At 64.2% G+C, this 22,286-nt stretch carries 24 protein-coding genes; 12 read left to right on the top strand and 12 right to left on the bottom strand.

The window, feature by feature from the left end; all coding sequences use genetic code 11:
* Window positions 1–3: 3 nt before the first annotated feature.
* Genes secF through N2602_RS20710 form a run of 4 tightly spaced genes read left to right on the top strand, consistent with a single transcriptional unit; the run spans window position 4 to window position 3,614 of the window.
* The gene (secF, locus tag N2602_RS20725) at window positions 4–1,023 is read left to right on the top strand and encodes a protein translocase subunit SecF (protein ID WP_172783677.1); all 1,020 of its coding nucleotides are present in this window, start codon (window positions 4–6) and stop codon (window positions 1,021–1,023) included.
* A 60-nt stretch (window positions 1,024–1,083) separates the two neighbouring features.
* The gene (locus tag N2602_RS20720; RefSeq protein ID WP_172783678.1) at window positions 1,084–1,467 is read left to right on the top strand and encodes an Mth938-like domain-containing protein; all 384 of its coding nucleotides are present in this window, start codon (window positions 1,084–1,086) and stop codon (window positions 1,465–1,467) included.
* Window positions 1,464–2,327, top strand: a complete 864-nt coding sequence (locus tag N2602_RS20715; protein WP_260379260.1) for a phytoene/squalene synthase family protein — start codon at window positions 1,464–1,466, stop codon at window positions 2,325–2,327. The genes N2602_RS20720 and N2602_RS20715 overlap by 4 nt, the downstream gene beginning before the upstream one ends.
* Window positions 2,328–2,372: 45 nt before the next feature.
* On the top strand, window positions 2,373–3,614 hold the full coding sequence (locus N2602_RS20710) for a threonine ammonia-lyase (protein ID WP_260379259.1): 1,242 nt from the start codon (window positions 2,373–2,375) through the stop codon (window positions 3,612–3,614).
* 25 nt (window positions 3,615–3,639) lie between these two features.
* Here N2602_RS20710 and N2602_RS20705 read toward each other — a convergent pair whose 3' ends face one another.
* The gene (locus tag N2602_RS20705) at window positions 3,640–5,193 is read right to left on the bottom strand and encodes a winged helix-turn-helix domain-containing protein (protein ID WP_260379258.1); all 1,554 of its coding nucleotides are present in this window, start codon (window positions 5,191–5,193) and stop codon (window positions 3,640–3,642) included.
* A gap of 126 nt (window positions 5,194–5,319) precedes the next feature.
* On the opposite strand from N2602_RS20705, the gene N2602_RS20700 reads away from it, so the two are divergent.
* Window positions 5,320–5,781, top strand: coding sequence for a cupin domain-containing protein (locus tag N2602_RS20700; RefSeq protein WP_260379257.1), 462 nt, complete (start codon window positions 5,320–5,322; stop codon window positions 5,779–5,781).
* Between the two features lie 57 nt (window positions 5,782–5,838).
* Here the strand turns inward: N2602_RS20700 and N2602_RS20695 are convergent, their stop codons facing one another.
* The 5 genes from N2602_RS20695 to N2602_RS20675 form a co-directional block, all read right to left on the bottom strand.
* Window positions 5,839–7,017: an aminotransferase class V-fold PLP-dependent enzyme gene (locus tag N2602_RS20695; protein ID WP_260379256.1), complete on the bottom strand. Its 1,179-nt coding sequence runs from the start codon at window positions 7,015–7,017 to the stop codon at window positions 5,839–5,841.
* A gap of 73 nt (window positions 7,018–7,090) precedes the next feature.
* Window positions 7,091–7,645 (bottom strand): CAP domain-containing protein, encoded by a 555-nt coding sequence (locus N2602_RS20690; protein WP_260383692.1) that lies wholly within the window; start codon window positions 7,643–7,645, stop codon window positions 7,091–7,093.
* 95 nt (window positions 7,646–7,740) lie between these two features.
* Window positions 7,741–8,832 (bottom strand): AMP-binding enzyme, encoded by a 1,092-nt coding sequence (locus N2602_RS20685; protein WP_260379255.1) that lies wholly within the window; start codon window positions 8,830–8,832, stop codon window positions 7,741–7,743.
* A 7-nt stretch (window positions 8,833–8,839) separates the two neighbouring features.
* Complete coding sequence (gene trmFO / locus N2602_RS20680; RefSeq protein WP_260379254.1) at window positions 8,840–10,267, bottom strand: methylenetetrahydrofolate--tRNA-(uracil(54)-C(5))-methyltransferase (FADH(2)-oxidizing) TrmFO; 1,428 nt, start codon at window positions 10,265–10,267, stop codon at window positions 8,840–8,842.
* Window positions 10,268–10,395: 128 nt separating this feature from the next.
* On the bottom strand, window positions 10,396–10,548 hold the full coding sequence (locus N2602_RS20675) for a DUF1127 domain-containing protein (RefSeq protein WP_007590701.1): 153 nt from the start codon (window positions 10,546–10,548) through the stop codon (window positions 10,396–10,398).
* A 562-nt stretch (window positions 10,549–11,110) separates the two neighbouring features.
* On the opposite strand from N2602_RS20675, the gene N2602_RS20670 reads away from it, so the two are divergent.
* Window positions 11,111–11,437 carry a hypothetical protein gene (locus N2602_RS20670; protein WP_172783687.1) on the top strand — a complete coding sequence of 109 codons (327 nt, stop codon included), beginning with the start codon at window positions 11,111–11,113 and terminating at the stop codon, window positions 11,435–11,437.
* Between the two features lie 60 nt (window positions 11,438–11,497).
* On the opposite strand, the gene N2602_RS20665 is transcribed toward N2602_RS20670, so the two are convergent.
* Together N2602_RS20665 and N2602_RS20660 are read right to left on the bottom strand one after the other, a co-directional pair.
* Window positions 11,498–12,322, bottom strand: a complete 825-nt coding sequence (locus tag N2602_RS20665) for a lytic transglycosylase domain-containing protein (protein ID WP_260379253.1) — start codon at window positions 12,320–12,322, stop codon at window positions 11,498–11,500.
* Window positions 12,323–12,442: 120 nt separating this feature from the next.
* The gene (locus N2602_RS20660) at window positions 12,443–13,351 is read right to left on the bottom strand and encodes a DUF2189 domain-containing protein (protein ID WP_260379252.1); all 909 of its coding nucleotides are present in this window, start codon (window positions 13,349–13,351) and stop codon (window positions 12,443–12,445) included.
* A gap of 337 nt (window positions 13,352–13,688) precedes the next feature.
* Between N2602_RS20660 and N2602_RS20655 the strand changes: the two genes are divergently transcribed.
* Window positions 13,689–14,090 (top strand): DUF3597 domain-containing protein, encoded by a 402-nt coding sequence (locus N2602_RS20655; protein ID WP_211401963.1) that lies wholly within the window; start codon window positions 13,689–13,691, stop codon window positions 14,088–14,090.
* Window positions 14,091–14,142: 52 nt separating this feature from the next.
* Here N2602_RS20655 and N2602_RS20650 read toward each other — a convergent pair whose 3' ends face one another.
* Window positions 14,143–14,418, bottom strand: coding sequence for a GNAT family N-acetyltransferase (locus tag N2602_RS20650; protein ID WP_172783691.1), 276 nt, complete (start codon window positions 14,416–14,418; stop codon window positions 14,143–14,145).
* A gap of 325 nt (window positions 14,419–14,743) precedes the next feature.
* Here N2602_RS20650 and N2602_RS20645 point away from each other — a divergent pair, with 325 nt between their 5' ends.
* The gene (locus N2602_RS20645) at window positions 14,744–15,139 is read left to right on the top strand and encodes an SPW repeat protein (protein ID WP_172783692.1); all 396 of its coding nucleotides are present in this window, start codon (window positions 14,744–14,746) and stop codon (window positions 15,137–15,139) included.
* A 51-nt stretch (window positions 15,140–15,190) separates the two neighbouring features.
* On the opposite strand, the gene N2602_RS20640 is transcribed toward N2602_RS20645, so the two are convergent.
* Window positions 15,191–15,466 carry a GNAT family N-acetyltransferase gene (locus N2602_RS20640; RefSeq protein ID WP_260379251.1) on the bottom strand — a complete coding sequence of 92 codons (276 nt, stop codon included), beginning with the start codon at window positions 15,464–15,466 and terminating at the stop codon, window positions 15,191–15,193.
* 85 nt (window positions 15,467–15,551) lie between these two features.
* Window positions 15,552–15,881 (bottom strand): hypothetical protein, encoded by a 330-nt coding sequence (locus N2602_RS20635; RefSeq protein ID WP_260379250.1) that lies wholly within the window; start codon window positions 15,879–15,881, stop codon window positions 15,552–15,554.
* Window positions 15,882–15,975: 94 nt separating this feature from the next.
* Between N2602_RS20635 and N2602_RS20630 the strand changes: the two genes are divergently transcribed.
* The 3 genes from N2602_RS20630 to N2602_RS20620 all read left to right on the top strand — a co-directional run bounded on the left by N2602_RS20630 (window position 15,976) and on the right by N2602_RS20620 (window position 19,053).
* The gene (locus N2602_RS20630) at window positions 15,976–16,473 is read left to right on the top strand and encodes a hypothetical protein (RefSeq protein WP_260379249.1); all 498 of its coding nucleotides are present in this window, start codon (window positions 15,976–15,978) and stop codon (window positions 16,471–16,473) included.
* 105 nt (window positions 16,474–16,578) lie between these two features.
* Window positions 16,579–18,183 carry an acyl-CoA synthetase gene (locus tag N2602_RS20625; RefSeq protein ID WP_260379248.1) on the top strand — a complete coding sequence of 535 codons (1,605 nt, stop codon included), beginning with the start codon at window positions 16,579–16,581 and terminating at the stop codon, window positions 18,181–18,183.
* A gap of 9 nt (window positions 18,184–18,192) precedes the next feature.
* Window positions 18,193–19,053, top strand: a complete 861-nt coding sequence (locus N2602_RS20620; RefSeq protein WP_260379247.1) for a DNA-binding protein — start codon at window positions 18,193–18,195, stop codon at window positions 19,051–19,053.
* A gap of 13 nt (window positions 19,054–19,066) precedes the next feature.
* Here the strand turns inward: N2602_RS20620 and N2602_RS20615 are convergent, their stop codons facing one another.
* Window positions 19,067–21,130: a DUF1217 domain-containing protein gene (locus N2602_RS20615; protein ID WP_260379246.1), complete on the bottom strand. Its 2,064-nt coding sequence runs from the start codon at window positions 21,128–21,130 to the stop codon at window positions 19,067–19,069.
* A 271-nt stretch (window positions 21,131–21,401) separates the two neighbouring features.
* Here N2602_RS20615 and N2602_RS20610 point away from each other — a divergent pair, with 271 nt between their 5' ends.
* Window positions 21,402–22,175 (top strand): AAA family ATPase, encoded by a 774-nt coding sequence (locus tag N2602_RS20610; RefSeq protein WP_260379245.1) that lies wholly within the window; start codon window positions 21,402–21,404, stop codon window positions 22,173–22,175.
* Window positions 22,176–22,286 lie beyond the last annotated feature (111 nt).

Below are 22,286 nucleotides of genomic sequence, written 5' to 3'. Positions count from 1 at the left end.
ATCGTGACTTACACCGTTCTCATCGGGCTCGGCGTCCTCATTGCCATCCTCACCGTGGTCGCGGCCCTCGGCCTGTTGCCGTCGCTGCGCATCGTTCCGGACGAGACGCATTTCGACTTCACGCGATTCCGCCGCATCAGTTTCCCGATCTCGGCCGCGCTGTCGATCGTCGCGATCACGCTGTTCTTCACCCACGGCCTGAACCTCGGTATCGACTTCAAGGGCGGCACGCTGCTGGAGGTGAAGGCGAAGTCCGGCACCGCCGACATCGCGGCGATGCGCACCTCGCTCGACGCCCTGGGCCTTGGCGAGGTCCAGCTGCAGCAGTTCGGCGGTCCCGAGAACGTGCTGATCCGGGTTGCGGAGCAGCCGGGCGGCGACGCCGCCCAGCAGGCAGCCTTGCAGAAGCTTCGCGGCGCGCTCGGCAACAGCGTCGACATTCAGCGCACCGAGGTGCTCGGTCCTCGCGTCGCCGGCGAGCTCCTGGCCTACGGCATGCTCGGCCTGATGCTCGCGATCATCGCGATCCTGATCTATCTCTGGTTCCGCTTCGAATGGCAGTTCGCGCTGGGCGCCATGATCGCCAACGTGCACGACATCGTGCTGACGATCGGCTTCATGTCGATCAGCCAGGTCGATTTCGACCTGACCAGCATCGCGGCGCTGCTGACGATTCTCGGCTATTCGCTCAACGATACCGTCGTCATCTACGACCGCATCCGTGAAATGCTGCGGCGCTACAAGAAGATGCCGATGCCGCAGCTGCTCAACGAGTCAATCAACTCGACGCTGTCGCGCTCGATCATCACCCACGTCACCGTGACGCTGGCACTGCTTGCGCTGCTGCTGTTCGGCGGCCATGCCATCCACAGCTTCACCGCGGTGATGATGTTCGGCGTGGTGCTGGTCGGCACCTACACATCGATCTTCATTGCGGCGCCGATCCTGATCTATCTCGGCGTCGGCGAGCATCGCGAAGATGCGCCCGATACGGCGACGCCGGCGAAGAAAAGCAAGGCATGATCCGAACCTCATGCCCTCGCTGGCGTTTGCGAGGGCAGTAAGCCCATTCGGACGAAGCTCATGGCCGGCGATCCCAACGCTCCGCATTTCCCGCGCTCGGCGCCGATCGATGCCTATGGCAAGGGCGGCTTCGCCTTTGCCGGCATGTCGCATCGGGGCTCGCTGCTCTGCCTGCCCGACGCGATCTGGGCCTGGGACGTGACCGACCCTGCGAAGATCGACCGCTATTCGCTGGATCGGGTGTTCGTGGCGGCCAACAGCATCGACACGCTGCTGGTCGGCACCGGAACCGGGCTGTGGCTGCCGCCGCCCGAGCTGCGTCAGGCGCTCAAGGCGGTGAGGGTGGTGCTGGACACGATGCAGACCGGCCCGGCCGTGCGCACCTACAACATCATGATCGGTGAACGGCGGCGGGTTGCCGCCGCGCTGATCGCCGTGCCATGAGCACCCCCCCGCCGCCGCCCGACTCAGTTGTCTTTTGCGCCGATCTCGTGCGCAGCCATGACTTTCCGCGCTACGCTGCGACCCTGTTCGCGCCAGCCGCCGAGCGCCGCGCGTTGCTGGCACTCTACGCCTTCAACGTCGAGATCGTCCGCGTTCGCGACCAGGTGAGCCAGCCCTTGCCCGGCGAGATCCGCCTGCAATGGTGGACCGACATGCTGTCGGGCCAGGTCCACGGCAGCGCCGAGGGCAATCCGGTGGCGGCCGAGCTGCTCCGCGCGATCCGCGATTTCGACCTGCCGGTCGAGCCGCTGTCGCTGCTTGCGGAGGAACACCAGTTCGATCTCTACAACGACCCGATGCCGACCATGGCCGCGCTGGAAGGTTACCTGGCGGCGACCTCATCGGCGCTGTTCGCCCTGGCGGCGCAGGTGTTGGGACCGCCGTCGGAGGCGGCCGAGCATCTCGCCCGCCATGCCGGTCTGGCGCAGGGGATCGTGCAGGTCATCGCCAATCTGCCGCGCGATGCCGCGCACCGGCAATTGTTCGTGCCGCAGCAGGTGCTGGAGAAGCACAATTGCAGCATGGAGGATGTGTTCGCCGGCAAGGAGACACCCAATCTCCATGCGGCGCTGGAGCAACTCGCGGGTGAAGCCCGGCAGCATATGACCGCGGCTTCATCGCTGCTGGCGCAGCTGGCGCCGCCGGTGCGGCCGGCATTTCTGCTGCTGCGGCAGGCGCAGGTCGATCTCGCGCGCCTGTCGCGCCCGGGACGCAATCCGTTTACATTGCAGCCGACCTCGCGGTTGCGCACGCTCTGGACGCTGTGGCGCGCCTCGCGATCGCGTGAATTTACCAAATAGGCGCCGGCTTATCGCCTGGCCGGGCCAAATGCTCTATGCTGTCCTATGGCTGACATGTCCCAAAGCACGTCCGAACTCAGCGGCCTTCCGGTCGCACCGGAAGACATTCACGCCGCCGCCAAGACCATCCAAGGCGCCGTCGTCGAGACGCCCTGCAGCTACAGCCGCACGCTGAGCAGCATCTGCGGCTGCGACATCTGGCTGAAATTCGAGAACCTCCAGTTCACCTCCTCGTTCAAGGAGCGCGGCGCGCTCAACCGGCTCACCGCGCTGACGCCGGAAGAGCGCGTGCGGGGCGTGATCGCGATGTCCGCGGGCAACCACGCGCAAGGCGTTGCCTACCACGCCAAGCGGCTCGCCATTCCCGCCACCATCGTGATGCCGATCGGCACGCCCATGGTGAAGATCGAGAACACCAGGCATCACGGCGCCGAGGTGGTGGTCACGGGCGCGACGCTGGAAGAGGCGGCCGCTTTTGCGCGAAGCCACGGTGAAGCGCACGGCATGGTCTTCGTCCATCCTTACGACGATCCGCTCGTCATCGCTGGGCAGGGCACGATCGGACTGGAAGTGCTGAAGGCGGTCCCGGAGCTCGACACGCTCGTCGTCCCGATCGGCGGCGGCGGTCTGATCAGCGGGATTGCCATTGCCGCGAAGTCGATCAAGCCGTCGCTGCGGATATTGGGCGTCGAGGCCTGGCTGTATCCCTCGATGTACAACGCCATCCATGACGGCAATCTGCCGGCGCGCGGCGATACGCTCGCCGAGGGCATTGCGGTGAAATCACCGGGCAGGATCACCACCGAAATCGTCCGACGCCTCGTCGACGACATTGCCCTCGTCAACGAAGCCGAGCTCGAGCGTGCGGTCGCGACCCTGATCTCGATCGAGAAGACCGTGGTCGAGGGCGCCGGCGCCGCCGGCCTCGCCGCCCTGATGTCCGATCCGTCTCGCTTTGCCGGCGAGAAGGTCGGCCTCGTGCTGAGCGGAGGCAATATCGACACGCGGCTGATCGCTTCCGTGCTCACCCGCGAGCTGGCGCGCGAGGGGCGGCTGACGCAATTGTCGCTCGATATCCCCGACAGGCCGGGGCAGCTCGCCGCGGTGGCGGGGCTGCTGGCCGAGGCGGGTGCCAACATCATCGAGGTCTCGCACCAGCGGACCTTCTCCGATCTGCCGGCCAAGGCGACGCTGCTGCAGCTCGTCATCGAGACCCGCGATGCCGCGCATCTCGACGAGGTCATGGCCAGGCTCAGCGCATCCGGGCTGAGCGCGCGCTGCACGTGAGCGCCACGCGAGGCCGAGCCGAGCGCTACTCGGGAAGGCCTGCAGCGCGGAGGGCGTCGCCCAGCGAAGAGGCCAGCGCCGGCGCGCAGTTGACGCCCTGAAATTGACGGCCATAGCGGAAGGTCGGGTGTAGCTCCAGCACCCGCGCAGCCGCGGCTTTCGCCTCCTGCAATCGTCCCAGCTTTGCCAGCGCTGCGGCCAATTGCACGTAGGTGATGCTGTGGCGAGGGTTGGCCTGAACCGAGCGGTAAGCGGCGCGGCACGCCTCCTCATATCGGCCGCGATGGAAGTGCCCAAGCGCCTGGGCGTCGAATGCCGCGAAAGCCCAGGAATCGAACGGGCTGAGCCGCAGGCCTTGCTCGCTCCACTCGATGGCGCGGTCGGAATCTCCGCCCCAGCCGAGCACGACACTGCCGAGAATGTAGGTCAGCGCCGATGATGGGCTGATGGCGAGCGCGGCCTCGAACGCGGTGAAGGCCGCGGCGCGATCGTGCCCGTCCATGCCGATCGAAAAACCCGCGAGCGTGAGCGCAAGCGCGTCATCCTGGCCCTGGGCGATGGCCGAGCGCGCGTGGTGGATCGAAGCCTCGCGATTGGCTTCCTGCAAGCCGGCCCGGAGAAACAAGCAATGATGGCACATCGCCGCATTGCCATGCGCGAGCGCATACGCAGGTTCGAGCGCGATCGCACGTTCGAGCAGCACGAGCGCCTGGGTCACCTGGGCGGGCATGCCGGAATCGACGTCCGGCTGGGCGCGCAGGACGAGATCATAGGCATCCAGGCTGTCCGGCCGCTTTCGCTTGACCCTGTTGATCTCGGCACGCCGCAGGCTGGGTGCGATGGCACCGACGGTCGACAAAGCGATGTCATCTTGGAGCGCGAAGACGTCTTCGGACCGGCGGTCAAATCGCTCGGCCCATACGTGCATTCCGCTCGCCGCATCGATCAACTGGCCGGTGATGCGGACCAGCGTGCCTGTTCTGCGGACGCTGCCTTCAAGGACGTAGCGTACACCAAGCTCGCGGCCGACCTGCTTCACGTCCACCGCGCGGCCCTTGTAGGCGAACGTGGAATTCCGCGCGATCACGAACAGCCAGTTGATGCGTGAGAGCCCGGTGATGATGTCATCGACCATCCCATCGGCAAAATAGTCCTCGTCCGCATCACCGCTCAAGTTCGTGAAAGGCAACACTGCGATCGACGGCCTGTCGGGCAATGCCAGCGGCGGCGCTTGCGGCGTCGCCTGAGCGTGATCCGGATCGGACGGCGTCACGGTGGGGCCGACATAGCGATAGCCGCGGCGCGGCAGCGTTTCGATCCAATGCGTCTCGCCGGAAATGTCTGCCAGCGTGCGCCGCACCGCCGCGATCTGGACGGTCAGATTGCTGTCCTCAACGGCCTGGGCGGGCCAGGCCGCCTCGATCAAGGCATCTTTCGAAACCGGCGCTCCAGCTTTCCGGACGAGGAGGGCGAGGAGCAGCACGGCGCGCCGGCCGAGTCCGGTCGGCTCGGCACCGTGGAACAGGATCCCCGCCTCGACATCGAGCCGAAAGGGACCAAATTCAAGGATCGCGGCCATGCCGAAGAAGGGCACATTTCGCAGGTTTTTTGCAACGTTTTCCGAACGGCTTCACCACTTTCGGGCTCGCCTGGATCACTATCGCTCCAGCCGTGAGGAGCGCTGCAACAAGCGATGGAGGGTTACATGACCGCGAAACACGTGATCCGCAGGCCCGGCGAGACCGAAGGGGTCGTGCTGCGCGGCCAACCGATGGGCTTCCTGGTGACCGGCGAGGACACCAGGCACACGAGCATGTTCGACTGGACAATTCCGGCAGGATTCGCCACGGGCCGGCACGTGCATCGTGTTCAGGAAGAGACGTTCTACATGCTCGAAGGCGAGTGTGAATGGCACGTTGGGGATGAGGTCGTCCGCGCAACCCCCGGGACCTTTCTCTTCATTCCTCCGGGCGTAGCTCACAACATCACCAATGTGAGCGAGAAGCCCGCGCGCGTGCTCATGACCGTCTCCCCACCGGGACACGAGCATTATTTCGAGGAGCTGGCCAAGCTGACGGCGAGTGGGCCGCCGGATGCGAAAGCCATCAGCGCCTTACGCGCCCGCTTCGATACCGACCAACTCTCGGCATTGACGACAAGAGCTTGATAGGTCGCGCGATGGTGGACCGACCTCACGGTCGGCCCGGTCGCGCCGGCTCTTTTGCTATCGTGACGTCAGGTCCGCCAGATGCGCGAGCAGCCGATCGACCTCGGCTTCCGTGTTGTAATAATGCGGTGATGCCCGCACGAGATGCGGCAGCGAGCGAAGTTCGGCATCGATGCGCGTGCTCGACGGGTCCGAAGCACCGATCGTGATGCCGGCTGCAGCGGCGCTGGCGACAATGTCGTCCGCCTCGTGCCCGTCCATCGTGAAGCTGACGATCGCACCCGGCGCACGCCCGAGGTCGCGAATGGTGATGCCAGGAAGGGCGGCGAGGCCGCTTCGCAGGCGGCCGGCGAGCGGGCGGCAGCGCTGCTCGATCCGATCGATGCCGATCTCGAGGGCATAATCGACAGCCGCGCCCAGCCCAAGCCGGGCCGCGTAATTATTCTCCCATGTCTCGAAACGGCGGGCATCGTCGCGGAGCCGATATTCATCGCGCGAGACCCAGGGCGCTGCAAAATGGTCGATCATCGGCGGCTCGAGCTGCTGCAGCAGCGCGCGGCGGATGTAGAGAAAGCCAGTGCCGCGGGGGCCGCGCAGGAATTTGCGGCCCGTGGCCGACAACATGTCGCAGCCGATGGCTTCGACATCAACTGTCATCTGCCCGACCGCCTGGCAGGCGTCGAGCAGATAGGGAATGCCATGCGCCCGCGCGATCCTGCCGATTGCCTCTGCCGGATTGACCAGCCCGCCATTGGTCGGAACCCAGGTGATGGCGATCAGTTTCACCCGCTTTTCGATCATCCGTTCGAGCGCGTGGAGGTCGAGCTCACCGCTGGCATCGCTCGGCACCACGTCGATGACCGCGCCGGTTCGCTTGGCGACCTGAAGGAAGGCGACATAATTCGCCGCGTATTCCGCTTCGGCGGTCAGGATCCGGTCGCCCTTCCGAAACGGAAGCGAATAGAACGCCATCTGCCACGCAACCGTCGCATTCTCCACGAGCGCGATCTCGTCGGGCGCGGCATTCAGCAGGCGCGCGACCGAGCCGTAGACCGCATCTAACCGCGGGGCTTCGCGGTCAGCGGCGGCATAGCCTCCGATCTGGCTTTCGAGGTCGATATGCTGCTTCATTGCGGCGACAACGGGGGTCGGCATGAGCGCCGCGCCGGCGTTGTGGAGATAGGCGAGCCGGCTGGTGGCTGGGGTATCGGCACGTATTCGGTCGAGGTCGATCACTCACGCCCTCCGCTTCTTGCGATCCCATGAATTAGGCGCGTTGCCGCGCGCGAGCAAGATGGGCTGGCGCGCCTCAGATGCAGAGGCCGAGCAGCTTGACGTGACAATTGCTGGGCTTTGGCTTGCTGGCCGGAGCGACTTCGCGCTTCACGGCAACGACGGGCTCCTTGTCCTTTTTCTTGCCTTTGCCCTTCGGCTCGTAATCGCCGGCGATGACCATGGCCCAATAGATGCGCTTGCCACTCGCATTCTTGGCGCTGGCAATGCCGACGCGGGAGGCATTGTGCAGCAACAGGTTCTTGCGGTGCCCGGACGAGTCGATCCACTGGCCCAGCGTCTTCTCGAAATTGTCGTAGCCGTAGGCGATGTTCTCGGCGGCGCGGCCCGCACCGGCCGGTGCGACCCGGCGATTGAACGGGCCGAGCGCGTCGTGGCTGAGGTCGTCCTTCGCTGCCATCGCGCGGGCCTGATCCATGGCGATGCGATCGAGGGTGGCGTCGCGGACGACGCGGGCCTCACCATGCTTGAGACGGAAGCTGGAGATCAGCTCGGCCGGAGAGTCCGCCAGCGCGGGCGCGCCCGCCAGCAGCACAAGGCCAGCGATGATCCCGCCAACCACACCATGCATCATCGTCCCCCGACCGCCCATGATCTCTGCGAGCCCTGCGTGATCCAAGCGCTTCTCGGTCGCCATTGTGGAGGCTTCAAGGCGCAGATCCCGCGCTAGCTCGTTGGGAGCTTCGCTTCGAAATTGAAGCGGTCGCGCAGGTTCTTGCGCTGCTCCAGGATGTCCTTGAGGAAGGCGCGGTCCTGCTCGTTCTTCATCATCGGCTCGATCAGGTCGAGCTGGTTCATGGCGACCAGCTGCAAGACCTCGGTGCGCGGCTTGCCGCTGCTGTTGCGTGGCAGGGCGTGCACGACCTGGATGTGCTCGGGCGGCTTCGGCCCCTTGGCGGCGGCAAGCTCGCTGCGGAGCTGGCCTTCGAGCGCGGCCTGATCGGCTTCGACGAAGGCATAAAGCCCGACGCCGGAGCGGCGGTCGGCAAAGGCGACGATGGCGGCGTCGCGCACGGCGGGATTGCGGCGGATCAGCTCGGCCAGCACCGGCGCGTCGTTGACGAGCCGGCGGCCGCCGCCCTCGCGGTCGGTGAAATTGAACAGGCCGCGGGTGATGGCGCGATAGACCTTCTTGCCGGTGGCGAGCCACAGGCTCGCGGCGAACGACTTCCTCGCCAGGATCTTTCGCTCGCGCGGCGTCAGCGCCTCCGGCGCGTAGGAGCGCTTGTGCTTGAGCAGATGCCGGAGATCTTCATAGGCGAGGATGCGATAGAGCCGGCCGCGGCGCTTGAAGCACGCGGCGAGCTGGAAGTCGGTCACATAGGCGCGGCCGTCGCGGCCGACCAGCCAGTTCTGCTCCTTGGCGAGATCGTTGTGGCAGATGCCGGCGCGGCGCAGCCGGCGCAGTGCGGCCTTGGCCGAGCGGAAATAGGCGAGATCGCCATGGGGCTTTGCCAGATGCAGCGCGACGCCGTCGACGAAGCCGCGCACCAGAGCGCGGCGCCCTGCCCATAGCAGTTCGGGACCGACGTCGAGGCCTTTGGCGCGCACCAGGGCATGCTTCTCGCGGGCGAACAGGTGGCGTGCCAGCAGGAACGACCACCAGGGCACCTCGTCCAGCCGGCGCAATACCGCATCGATCTCGCCGCTCTCGCTGCGGAAGCGGCCGCGCTCGACGGTCGAGAACACGTCGCGCTTGAGCAGCACGCCTTCGGTCCAGCGCGCCGACAGCTCTGCGTCGTCTTTGGGCAGGCTCATCGCAAACTCACGCGGCGGCGGCAATGCGCAGGTGATCGGCGATCCAGCGATCGAGATCGGCGAGCGCCCGTGCGCTCAGCGCCTGCTTCTTGGCCACCGTCTTCTCGTTGCCGCGCAGCCGTGTGCCGTCGGGCTTCTTGGTCGGCACGGTCGCGAGCGGCGGGAACAGGCCGAAATTGATGTTCATCGGCTGGAACGAGCGCGTGCCCGGCTCGATGGTCTCGATATGGCCGCCAGTGATGTGGCCGAGCAGTGACCCGAGCGCGGTCGTGCCCGGTGGGCTGACAAGCGCCTCGCCACGTGCGTCCGCGGCTGCGTAGAGACCAGCGATCAAGCCGACGCTGGCGGATTCCACATAGCCCTCGCAGCCGGTCATCTGGCCGGCGAAACGCAGCCGCGGCTGCGCACGCAGGCGCAACTGGCCGTCGAGCAGCTTTGGCGAGTTCAGGAAGGTGTTGCGATGCAGGCCGCCGAGGCGGGCGAATTCGGCGTTCTCCAGCCCCGGAATGGTGCGGAAGATGCGTTGTTGCTCGCCGTATTTCAGCTTCGTCTGGAACCCGACGATGTTGTAGAGCGTGCCGAGCTTGTTGTCCTGACGCAGCTGCACGATTGCGTAGGCCTTGGTCGTGGGATCGTGCGGATTGGTGAGGCCGACCGGCTTCATCGGACCGTGGCGCAGCGTCTCGGGGCCGCGCTCCGCCATCACCTCGATCGGCAGGCAGCCGTCGAAATAGGGCGTGTTGGTCTCCCACTCCTTGAACTCGGTCTTCTCGCCGGCGATGAGCGCGGCGACGAAGCCGTCATACTGCTCCTTGGTCATCGGGCAGTTGATGTAGTCGGCGCCGTTGCCGCCGGGGCCGACCTTGTCGTAGCGCGACTGGAACCAGGCCACCGACATGTCGATGGATTCGCGGTGCACGATCGGCGCGATCGCGTCGAAGAAGGCTAGCGCGCTCTCATCCGTGAGCTCGCGGATGGCGTCAGCCAGTGGCGCGGAGGTGAGGGGGCCGGTGGCAACGATGACATTGCTCCACTCGGCCGGCGGCAGGCCTGAAACCTCGCCACGGGCGATCTCGATCAGGGGATGGTCGTTGAGCGCCTTGGTGACGGCAGCGGAGAAGCCGTCGCGATCGACTGCGAGTGCGCCGCCGGCGGGCACCTGGTTGGCATCGGCGGCGCGCATGATCAGCGAGTCGAGCCGCCGCATTTCCGCATGCAGCAAGCCGACGGCGTTGTTGGCGGCGTCATCCGAGCGAAACGAGTTGGAGCAGACGAGCTCGGCGAGCCCGTCGGTGCGGTGCGCCTCGGTCATGCGGGTCGGCCGCATCTCGTGCAGCACCACGGGCACGCCGGACTTCGCAACCTGCCAGGCGGCTTCGGAACCGGCGAGGCCGGCACCGATCACGTGCACGATGTTGGATTGGGGTCCTGTCATGGGGCGGACAGGTAGCGCTTTTCGGCGGAGAGTGGAATCGCCGAGATCGAGTTTTCTGCCATCAGAAACGACAACGCCCGCACGAGGCGGGCGCTATCGGTCCGTTCCGGTAAAAGGGCTGAACGATATCAGCCCTGGTACTGACCGGCGGCAACGCGCGGGATGTCCGAGCGATCGAGGCCGATGTCGGCCAGTTCGCGGTCGCTGAGCTGGGACAGCTCGGCAACATTGCGCTGATAGTCCCGGAAGGCCTGGATCATGCGGATGAGCGAGAGCAGCATTGGTAGTCTCCTGTAGTTCGATTCAGCTCTTGCTTCGAGCCTCATCGTTGAAATGAATATAGGTGAGAGTGGTGCAGTGCGAAAGTTCCGATGTTGCGATGCAGCTAAGCGAAGGGCGCATAGCAGCGGTAAGAAGCGATTAACCTCTTGGCACTCCCGCCCAACAGCTGGGCGGGAGTAATCGCTTTTCACAGCAAACGTCCGTGAAATCACGGGCTTATGTTTGGATTTGCGGTGCCGACGGGGGTCGAAGTATGTCGCGTTCCCGTGATCCGCAACAGGATGGGATAGCGTCTGGACCCAAGTCTCGCATGCGCGAATCGCATGATCTGCTCGAAGAAAAAGTGAATCTATATTCATGTATCGAGGAATTGGATCGCCATTGATCCTGAGGCTCTCTGTTGCGCTGTTGGTGCCGTGTACACACGCGATGCGTTAGGGCCTCCATTACGAAGTTGTAATGAAAATCAGAAATTTCGCATGCGGCTCTGCGCGGCGCGCAGCATCACGCAATTCTCGCGGGGAATTTATTGCGGCAAGTTGCCGCAACCGGAGGAAAGTCATGTCGCAGATTCCGGCAATGTCGCCGGTTCTGGCCCAAGAACAAGAGAAGGAAAGTAACATCATGACGAAGTTACTCGGGGTTATCGCAGTCGCCGCTGTTGCACTCGCCGTCGCGCCGGCCCAGGCCGCCAAGCACGCCATGGGCGGCTGCAGCGGGGCCAATCTGGAGAAAACGGAGACGGCGATCGAAAACATGGCCGACGGTGACAGCAAGTTTGTCGCGCAGAAGGAGATCGCTGCGGCTCAGGACTCCCTGCTCAACGGCAAGATGGGTGCGTGCGGCGCGCATCTGAACAAGGCAATGCTCGCCACCATGGGCAAGTAAACGCACCCAAGCGAGGGCCGGTCGCTCGCGATCGGCCCATGCATTTTGTCGCGTGTTATTTCAGGGAGCGCGTGCAAGCTGGGCGGCAAAATAGGCGACGGTCTTGGAGTAGACCTCGCTCTTGTTCCACTGCTTGAGCACCTCAAAGTTCGGACTGCCCGGCTGCCAATCCTTGCCCTTCTGCCAGCCATAGCCGGCCAGATAATTGGCGGTGGAGGCGAGTACGTCGGGCGCGTTATGCAGCAGATCGCGCTTGCCGTTGCCGTCGAAGTCGACGGCATATTTCATCCAGGATGACGGCATGAACTGGGTCTGGCCGAGCTCGCCGGCCCAGGCGCCTTTCATGTCGGCAGGCGCAAGATCGCCGCGCTGGACGATGCGCAGCGCATCCAGCAGCTCGGCGCGAAACTGCTCGGAGCGACGGCAATCGTAAGCGAGCGTTGCAAGCGAGCGGATCGTTGCGAACTTGCCCGTGTTGACGCCGAAATCGGTCTCCAGACCCCAGATCGCGACCAGGACCTCGCCGGGCACGCCATAGGCCTGCTCGATGCGTGACAGCACCGAGCCGTATTGCTTCATCCTGTTGGCGCCGCGCTCCAAGCGCGGCGGCACCATGCGGCCGGAGAACTCCTCGAAGGTTTGGGTGAAGACCTTTTGCGAGCGGTCGCGGTTGAGCACGCTCGGATCGAGCGTGACGCCGGCAAGCCCGGCGGTGATGGCCTGCTGCGAGATGCCTTTCGCCGCAGCGTCGGTTTTGAAATCAGCCAGCCAGGCGTCGAAATTGCCCGAGCCGCAGGCAACCGCGGCGGGCGCTGGCTGGACTGAGAGAAGGGACGCGGAGACGATGAAGGCTGCGAGAGCAAGACGAGAAATCGTCGGAGTCATCAGATGAAATGGATTTCCGTGAATTGATCTGACCGGCAGCATAATCTCGGCTGTAACCGCGGCCAAAGCAAGGCGTGCGGCCCTGTCCGAAACGGGGCAGGGCCGCACGTCACGAGATTGTCAGGCGTCCGTCCGATTCCGCCACGGGAAGAGGTTTGCCGGGAAGTCGGCGGCCGGCTTGCGCGGCCGATGCGGCGGAGGCGGCACAGGGCGTGCGCCCGGATCCGACACGATCACCTTGCGATAGAGGTGCCACGTGGCGTGCCCAAGCAGGGGGACCACAACGGCAAGGCCGAGGAAGGCCGGGATCGTGCCGAGCGCGAGCAGCACCGCCACGATCAGGCCCCAGGCCGCCATCGGCACCGGGTTTCTCGCGACCACGCGCAGCGAAGTGCTCATCGCCTCGAACGCACCGGCATGGCGGTCCAGCATCAAGGGGAACGACACGGCACTGAGACAGAGTGCGGCGAGCGCGAATAGGAAGCCGGTGCCGCAGCCCACCACGATCAGCCACCAGCCTTGCTGCGTCGTCAGCACGCGCCTGATGAAATCCGAGAATCCGGTGACGCCCTCGTAGCCGAACGCCGCGACGTAAATCGCTTGTGCGGTTGCCACCCAGGTGACGAACAGGGCGAGCAGCAACGTGCCGAGACCGAGCATCGCACCGAACGAAGGCGAGCGCAGCACCTCCATGGCATCCCAGGCGCTGGCTTCCTCGTAGCGTTCACGTCGGCTGGAGAGTTCGTAGAGGCCGAGGGCTGCGAACGGGCCGATCAGGGCGAAGCCCGCGGCCAGCGGAAACAGCAGCGGCAATACGGAATAGCCCATCACCACGCGGGCGAGCACGAGGCCCAGCACGGGATAGATGACGCAAAGGATGATGGCGTGGCTCGGAACCGCCTTGAAATCCTCCCAGCCGCGCCGGAGCGCCTCGTGCAGATCAGACAGTTGGATGGTTCGGATCACAGGTCCAGCCGCATCCGCGGGCTGGGCCATCGTGGGTACATTGCCCTGGTAGAGTGTCGCCATGGTCGCTAGCTCCCTTGCCGGGCAGCCGCACTCGGCGCCGGCAAACGGCGCAAGCGGCCGCTCTTCTCTGAGTTTCGCGATTCCAACCAGACGCGAATTCCGGACGGGATCGCGAGTTGAACGTAAAGGCTACTCCCAATTCCGAGTCCTGTCCCTCACGCCTGGGTGAAATTCGATGCCGCAGTGCAACCTCGATGATGTCATTCGGTCGTCATTTCGCCGCAGATAAGCTCATGCTGCCTGTTGGTTCGCAGAACTCCGCGGGCGCAACGCAGTGACTTCGTCTATAAGGGGCCACTCAAGGCCCTTCCAATGGATCCTTTTCGGGGAAGCAGACATGAGCATTTTCGGGAAAATCATGAGCGCGATCTTCGGCAGCCAGCCGGCTTCCGCCGCGCCGGCCGGTGGCGCAGCGCCGGGCAGTGCCCCCGCTGGGACCGCGCCGGGCGCATCGGCGCCGGCATCAGCGCCCATGGCGGCCGTCGACGTCGCTGCCATCGTCGACAAGGCCGTCGCCGCGCACAAGGGCGAGAAGCTGGAATGGCGTACCTCGATCGTCGACCTCATGAAGGCACTCGACATCGATTCCAGCCTGGCCGCGCGCAAGGACCTCGCCAAGGAGCTCGGCTATAGCGGGGACATGAACGACTCCGCCAGCATGAACGTCTGGCTGCACAAGCAGGTGATGTCCAAGCTTGCCGCCAATGGCGGCAAGCTGCCGCCTGAGATCAAGCACTGACCCGGCGTCGGTCGTGCCGAAAGGGCCCGCGATCGCGCGGGCCCTTTTGCGTTCAGGCGACGAGGTCCGCATCCTCCGGATGCCGGTCGAGATAGTCGACGACGAAGCCGCAGCCGGCGATCACCTTCTTGCCGTCGCGCCGGATCAGCTCGAGCGCGCCCTTGACCAGCTCGGAGCCGATGCCGCGCCCGCGCAGCGCGCGCGGCGTTTCGGTGTGGGTGATGATCACGGCCGATGGCGTCAGCCGGTAATTGGCGAAGGCCATGTCGTTGCCGACATCGAGCTCGAAGCGCCTCCTGTCCTTGTTGTCGCGTACCGAAGCCGCCATGCGGGATCCTTCCAAGCTGCAGATTGCTTCCTGATCTAGGAGCCTGACACGGCCCTTGCCAAGATGAGACCAAGGGAGATCGGCGCAGAGGAGATATCTGCAAATGCGCGCCGCCGTCACCGCATTGCAGTATGGACCTGGCGCGCCGCGAGCACGGGTCCCGCGACCCGCAAAAAAAATCCCTGATGCCGCTCTTGCAAGCCGCACTTCGGTTTCCACGTCCTGGAAAGGACATACGCCCGAATGCGGCCGGCAGGGTCGCTAGACATTCGGAGTGTCATGATCGCCAGCCGCAGACGTATGCCTCTTTTGCAGGGAGGGTACGATGTCGGACTCTGGTTTCTTTAATACTCATCGAACGTGGGAAGACTGGTGCGGGATGCTGCTGGGTGCGGTGATCGTGGCCTCGCCGTGGTTTCCGATCCAGGATCAGGCGATCGCCGGTCACCAGACGGCGATCCTGAACACGGTTGCGATCGGCCTGGTCGTGTTTGGCATCAGCCAGCTCGAATACGTCGCTTTGCAGCGCTGGCAAGAGGTGACGACGATCCTGGTCGGACTGTGGCTCATCGCCTCGCCCTACGCGCTCGGCTATTCAGGCGAGGGCTTCCTCCGCATCTATCACACGAGCCTTGGTGCGGTGGTGGTGCTGCTCGGCGTTCTCCAGCTGTGGCAGGACTGGGATATGAACGACCAGGACTTGCTCAAGCACGGACAATAGGGCCGTAAGTCAACGACAGGCCTGCCGGCCACTGGCGGCGGGCCTGTGCACTCACCGTGTCACGAGATCCGCATAGTCCGGGTGCTTGTCGATCCATGCCTTCACGAACGGGCATTGCGGGATCAGCTTCAATCCGTTCGCCCGGACCTGGTCGAGCGCGCCTTGCACCAGCTTCGAGCCGATGCCCTTGCCGCCAAGCTCCTTCGGCACGTCGGTATGCTCGAAGGTGATGACATCGCCGTCGAGCTTGTAGTGCTCGGTCGCAAGGTGACCCTCCACCTCGAGCTCATAGCGGTGATGGTCCTTGTTGTTGATGACGTCGCTCATATCGTTGCCTTGCAGCTGCCGGCCCCCGCGCACGGGATCGTAACGCGCGGTCCGGCCGGCGGTTTCCGATCCGAAGCCGTTCGGTTCAATCGGTCGCTTTGGCCAGCCTGGACTCTTCGGCCTGTGGCGGCGGGCGAAGGCAGCCCTGGCAGATGACCAGGGATCGGTTGACCCTGGCGTCCTGTTCGGCATCGATGCCGTCCTGCGCCTCGGCTTGCGCCCTGTTGCGCTCGGAGCGGGCGGCAGTCCGGGTTGGCTGTGAGGCGGCGCGCGGCCGATTGGGATCCTTGCCGGCGCCATCCCAGGCATAGCGCGCAGGCTTGAAGGCGGGATCGGACGCTAGATGCGCTTGCGGAGAAGCGGCACATCCGGCGAGCGCCAGCGACAACAGGAGGAGGGCGGGCGCTTTGACCATGATGGGGCACTCTGTACGCGACAATCGATGAACGTTGCGCCGATCATGTTTAAAATTCCCTGAACGATAATTGCTGCGCTGGCGACAAACGCGCATGCGCTATCTCATCCTCATGCTCGCTCTGTTCGCCTCGGCTGCGCGCGCCGACGACGCAAAGCCGTTCAATCCGGCCGACTATCCGCCAGGTGTGCAGAAGGCGCTGCGCTACGCCAATGAGGAATGCGAGAGCCAGGAGTGTGGCGCGGTGACCTTCGCGCCCAACACCGTGCGCAAGATCGACCTGACCGGCGATGGTCGCGAGGACTACATCGTCGATTTCCAGGACACTAAATGCGGCGATCGCGAGACGACCTATTGCGGAACCGGCGGCTGCGTCATGAAGATCCTGGTGACGCTGCCGGACGGCAGCGTGCGCGAGGTGTTCGACGGCTACGTCCTCCGCTACAAGGTCATGGCCCCACCGGTAAAGCGCGGCGCCGCGCGCACCATCCGCTTCGATCTGCATGGCAGCTTCTGCGGCGGCTTTGGTGCGCAGGCCTGCTGGAAGACCAGGACCATCACGGCGACGCCATTTGCATTCAAGCAGCCGTAGGGCAGGTCCGCGGCAGCCGGCCTTGCAGGGCCGCCGGCGTTGGCGATAAATGGGCTGCAATGAACGGACGGCTCGCGTGCCGCCCGTCGCCGAAGAGGAAGCCCGATGCAGCCCCTGCGCATGTCCCGCCGCGTCATGAATCTCGCCTATATGCTGACTCAGAATGCGCGGCGGCATGGTGCGCGTCCTGGTTTCGTCTGGGGTGAAAAATCCTGGACCTGGCGCGAGATCGATGCGCAGGTCTCGGCCCTGGCCACGGCGCTCGCCGCGCGAGGCATTGCCAAGGGGGACCGCATCCTCGTCCATTCCAAGAATGGCGACGAGATGTTCTTTTCGATGTTCGCCGCGTTCCGGCTCGGTGCGGTCTGGGTGCCCACCAATTTCCGCCTGATGCCGGATGAGGTCAGTTATCTTGCGCAAGCCTCCGGCGCAAAGGCGTTTCTGTGTCACGTCGATTTCCCCGAGCACGCCGCGGCCGTGAAGGGCGGCGCAATCGAATTCACCTGGAGCATCGACGGCAAGGCCGCGTTCGGCGAGCGCTCGGTCGCCGATGCCATCGCCTCGCAGGCCGGCGCGAACGTCGCGAATGTCGCGGTCGAGCACGACGATCCCTGCTGGTTCTTCTTCACCTCCGGCACCACCGGACGCTCCAAGGCGGCGGTGCTGACCCACGGCCAGATGGGCTTCGTCGTCACCAATCACCTCGCCGATCTGACGCCCGGCACGACCGAGCAGGATGCCTCGCTGGTGGTGGCACCGTTGTCGCACGGCGCCGGCGTGCACCAATTGATGCAGACCGCGCGCGGCGCGCGAACCGTGCTGCTGCCGACCGAAAAATTCGACATCAACGAGGCGTTCCGCCTGATCGAGGCGCATCGTGTCAGCAATCTCTTCACCGTGCCCACCATCCTGAAGATGATGGTCGAGCATCCCGCCGCCGACAAATACGACCATTCCTCGCTGCGCTACGTCATCTATGCGGGCGCGCCGATGTATCGCGAGGACCAGAAGGCGGCGCTGAAGAAGCTCGGCAAGGTGATCGTGCAGTATTTCGGCCTTGGCGAAGTCACCGGCAACATCACCGTGCTGCCGGCGGCGTTGCACGATCCGGAGGACGGCCCGCACGCCAAGATCGGCACCTGCGGCTTCGAGCGCACCGGCATGCAGGTCTCGATTCAGGACGACGAGGGCCGCGAGCTCAAGGCCAACCAGAGCGGCGAGATCTGCGTGATCGGGCCTGCGGTGTTCGCCGGCTATTACGACAACCCCGAAGCCAATGCGAAGGCGTTCCGCAACGGCTGGTTCCGCACCGGCGACCTCGGCCACATGGACGAGGAGGGCTTTGTGTACATCACGGGACGTGCCTCCGACATGTACATCTCCGGCGGCTCCAATATCTATCCGCGCGAGATCGAGGAGAAGATCTTGACCCATCCCGCGGTGGGCGAAGTGGCCGTGCTCGGCGTGCCCGACGCGACCTGGGGCGAGGTCGGTGTCGCTGTCTGCGTCGTTCGTGAAGGCGCGAAGGCGGTGAGCGAAGCGGAGATGGCGGCGTTCCTGTCGCCGAAGGTGCCGCGCTACAAGATGCCGAAGCGCTTCTTCTTCTGGGATGCGCTGCCGAAATCCGGCTACGGCAAGGTGCCGAAGCGCATGGTGCGCGACGAGCTCGAGGCGCGCGGGCTGCTCGACCTCGACAAGAAGACGGGCTGAGCGCACCAGATGCGGAGCATCAAGCAGCCGGGCCCGCCACCTCCGGAACGCATCCAATGGGTGGAGGCGAGGGGGCGCGCCTTTGCCTTCACGCTTGAGGCCGGTCTGCCGCTGCTGGAGGCCGCGCGGCGCGGCTTTGCCGCGGAGGGCTTTGCCGGCGGCGTGCTGAACTTTCGCCGCGGCGCGTTGGGGCCGTTCGCCTATGTCATGCCGGCGCTGTCGAAGACCGGCGAAAACGCGGCGTTCTACAGCGACACGTTCCGGCCCGACGGCGTGACGCGCCCAAGGCTCGGCAGCATGACGCTCGGCACGCGCGACGGTGCGCCGTTCTTTCATTGCCACGGCCTGTGGACCGAGGCCGACGGCAAGACGAGCGGGGGCCACATGCTGCCGGACGAGACCGTCGTTGCCGAGCCGTTCGAGGTCGAGGCCTTCGGTCTCGACGGTGCGATATTCACTGCCGAGCCCGATCCCGAGACCAATTTCAAGCTGTTCGGACCGGTCGCGGCCGCGCGCACCGGCGCGCAGACGACGAGCCGCGCCTTCGCGCTCCGCCTGCGCCCGAACCAGGATTTTGCGGGCTGCCTCGAAGAATTCTGCCGCGCGCACGGCATTGCCCGCGCGAAGATTCATGGCGGCGTCGGCTCGACCATCGGCGCGCGCTTCACCCATGGCGGCGTGACCGAGCCGTTTGCGACGGAGCTGGCGATCACAGCAGGGACAATCGCGCCCAGCACGTCCGGCGCGCTGGAAGTTGCGCTCGATGTCGCGCTGATCGACTACACTGGCGGCGTTGCGGAGGGCCGTCTGATCCGTGGCGACAATCCCGTGCTGATGACGATGGAGCTGGTGCTGGAGGTGCTGGGCTAGTCGCGGCGAGCGCTCAATGAGCGCGCAGCTTGGCAATGGCCAGGAACGTCGATTGGCTTATCCCTGAGCTCGATCCCTGGAAGAGGTCGAGCAAGGGGGATTGAGCCTGACCGGTGCTCTGGCTGTTCTTGACGTCATACATGGCGGAGAAACGGCCCAGCAGCTTTTCAACCTTCGCGGGATCGGACAGATCCTTGATCTTCATGAAGCGGTCCACGAACTTGGCTTGCTGATCGATCGGCATCGCAGCCATCGAATCAGGCAGGTTGAACGTGGTCCTGAACACCTCCGACAGCGCCTTGTCGGCAAGGATGTCGTATGCGGACGTGATTTCCCCCGCCTTGCGCTGGAAATAGAGGGCAAGGCGGACGCCGGGGTTCGTGTCGCCTTGCTGCTGCTCCAGGCTTTGCCTGATATAGCTGGCCTGGGTTTCGCGGAATTGATCTTGCTTCTGAGGACCCATCAGCGACAAGCGCGCGACGTTGCCCTTGCTGTCGAAATTGAACGAGGCCGCGATTTCAGCAAAGCGCGGATCGCTCTCCGTGTTCGCGAAGCTCTTGGGATCGTTCAGATCTGACGCGAAGATCTTCTTCAGATAGTCGGTGCTGACCTTCTTGGGGTCCAAACCCTTGGCGACGAGAATGAAATCGACCATCTTCCGGTTCGCAAGCAGGTCGGAAACGCTGTCGATGTCTGCGACGGCTTCCCGATAGGATGTCGCGTCTTTCGCGGCTTGTGCCCGAACCGCAGCTTGCTCCTGAGGGCTTGCCTGCTTGATCATTGCGGTGACATAGTCCTTCGCAATCTGCAGGACCTCGCTCGGGTCCTGGGCTACCAGCGGTGTGGTCAGATTGCCCTTTGCGTCGAAGTTGAAGGCACGCGCGAGCTGAACGTAGCGATCGTCCTTGAGGGTATAGACGAAGCTCTTGGGGTTGCTGAGATCGCTTTCGAGAACGGCCTTGATGGTGGCCTGCGAGACGTCCTTGGGATCGAGGCCAACGGCACCCAGCGCGAAATTGTACACGTCCGGCTTCGATATGAACGCCTCGAGCGAATCGACGGTGAGGACAGCCGTTCTGAACTGCCTGATTGCAAAGGCTTCGTTCAGCGGGCTCGCCGCCGCATAGACGGCGGACTTGCTGTCGTCGAACCGCTTTGCGGTGAGCGTGACGTTTGCAGCAGTTTGCGCGGGCACGCCCGCCGGAAGTGACCCATCAGGCGCAAACTCGAATGCGCCGGCCAGGTCGACGAAATCGCCGATCGTCGCGATCTGGTCATTGAGACTGGAAATGCTCTTTGTGTATGAGTCCAGGTGATATTTTTCGACCAGGATCTGGACCTTCAACTGGGTCACGTCAGCGCCTGGTTGCGACAGTTGGGCCGTGTAGTCGGCGATCTTTGTATTGGTGGCGCTCACATCCGATTTGGCTTGAGCGAGCTGGGCGTTCAGGCCGGTCAACTGGGACGCGAAGGTGGTGTTGACGTAGCTGTTTGGATCGGATGGATCGCTGCGCAGGACCTGGCTTATGGTGTCGCGCGGCCATTTGCTCTGATCGATCCCGAATGCCGAATAGACGTAGTTGCGGAGACGATCGTTGTTCAGGAGCTGGTCAGCACTGGTGATGTTGCCGATCTGGGCGCTGTAGTAATTGGTGTCGTCGGCAAGTGCGTCGACCTGGCTCTTCTTGGTCGCCGTGTACAGGCCGATCATCTCGTCGGTCTGGTCCGCCGATTGCGCAACAGGCGTTGCGCTGCCGTTGAACGAGAATGCCGCGGCAAACTCCCGGTAGCGCTTGTCGACCAGCTTGTTGACGAAGCTGTTGGCGTCGGAGAGGTCGCTCTCCAGGACCTTTCTCATGAACGCCTTGGCATAGGCCATGTCTTCCAGGCCGTATGCCTTCATGGCAAAGTGGTACAGGCGATAATCCTTCATGAGATCGTCGACCGTCTTCACCTTGCCGATGTTGGCTTTGTAATAGGCGGCCTCTCGCGAGACGTCGGGCTGCTGTTCGACCCGCGTCAGGGACTGCTTGAGATGGCGCGAAATGTAATTGTAGCTGAAATACGTTGATACCATCGCGCATTCCTCACGGCTTGGCGGTCCCGGACCTCCGTCAATCATTGCTGGGTAGCGAGGTGGGCGCTGGCCTCATGGTCAGCAGACTGTCTCAAGCTGTGGTCCCGAGCGGATTCCGTGACACAGCTTTAAGTGGTAGGCCTTATCGTAGTTTCGCACGGCGCTTGTATTTCTATTTGTGTCTGGACGTGTCTCAAATGCAGCTTTCGCGAGGGTTGTGTTCCTGGTATGTTCCGATTGCGTGAATGGATCGGAATGGGGGCAGCTGGGCATGAGCCGAAGGGGCAGTCGAACGGTCAACCTGCCGGCGCCATATCTGAAGCGGGTTTGGCTCGACTTCTCGCGCGTCCACGATCGAGAGGTCTATCCGTTTTGCCTGCCGATCTTTCCGGATGATTTCGAGCTCAATTTCGACGCGCCCATCACGATCATCGTGGGAGAGAATGGCACCGGCAAATCGACGATTCTCGAGGGGATCGCGGCGCTCGCCGGCTATGACGACGCCGGTGGTGGGAAGGGGTACATGCCTGTCGACCACACCGAAGCGCGGGAGAAGATGGGCGGACAGCTTTCCAGCGCGTTGCGCGCGAGCTGGCTGCCGAAGATCACCAATGGCTGGTTCTTCCGCGCCGAAAGCTTTTTCTCGGTTGCGCGGTATCTCGACAAGGCCGCCCGCGACGCCGGTCAGGTCGGCCCGGACTTCCTGTCCCACTCCCATGGTGAGGGCTTCCTGCGCTTCTTCGAGGAGCGGTGCCAGCGCCAGGGCATCTTCATATTCGACGAGCCGGAATCGGCGCTGTCGCCGGCGCGCCAGATCGAATTCCTCAAGTTGCTGCGACGCATGGACGAGTCCAGCATATGCCAAGTCATCATGGCGACCCATTCGCCGATGCTGATGGCCTATCCCAACGCGCAGCTGCTGCGGCTCGGGAAGTACGGGCTGGAGCCTGTTACGGTGGAGCAGACCGATCACTACCGGCTCATGCGCGAGTTCTGCGATGATCCGCGCGGGTTCGTGGAGGCGGCGACGCTGGGGGAGTGGTGAAGGGGCCTGCGCTCTCTCCATCGTCATTGCGAGGAGCTCTTGCGACGAAGCAATCCAGAGTCTTTCCGCGTAATGAGTCTGGATTGCTTCGCTACGCTCGCAATGACGGAG

Source organism: Bradyrhizobium sp. NC92 (genome assembly GCF_025200865.1).
Lineage (GTDB): Bacteria > Pseudomonadota > Alphaproteobacteria > Rhizobiales > Xanthobacteraceae > Bradyrhizobium.
The sequence above is the reverse complement of the archived record's forward strand: the minus strand, read 5'-3'. Positions and strand labels throughout refer to the sequence as shown.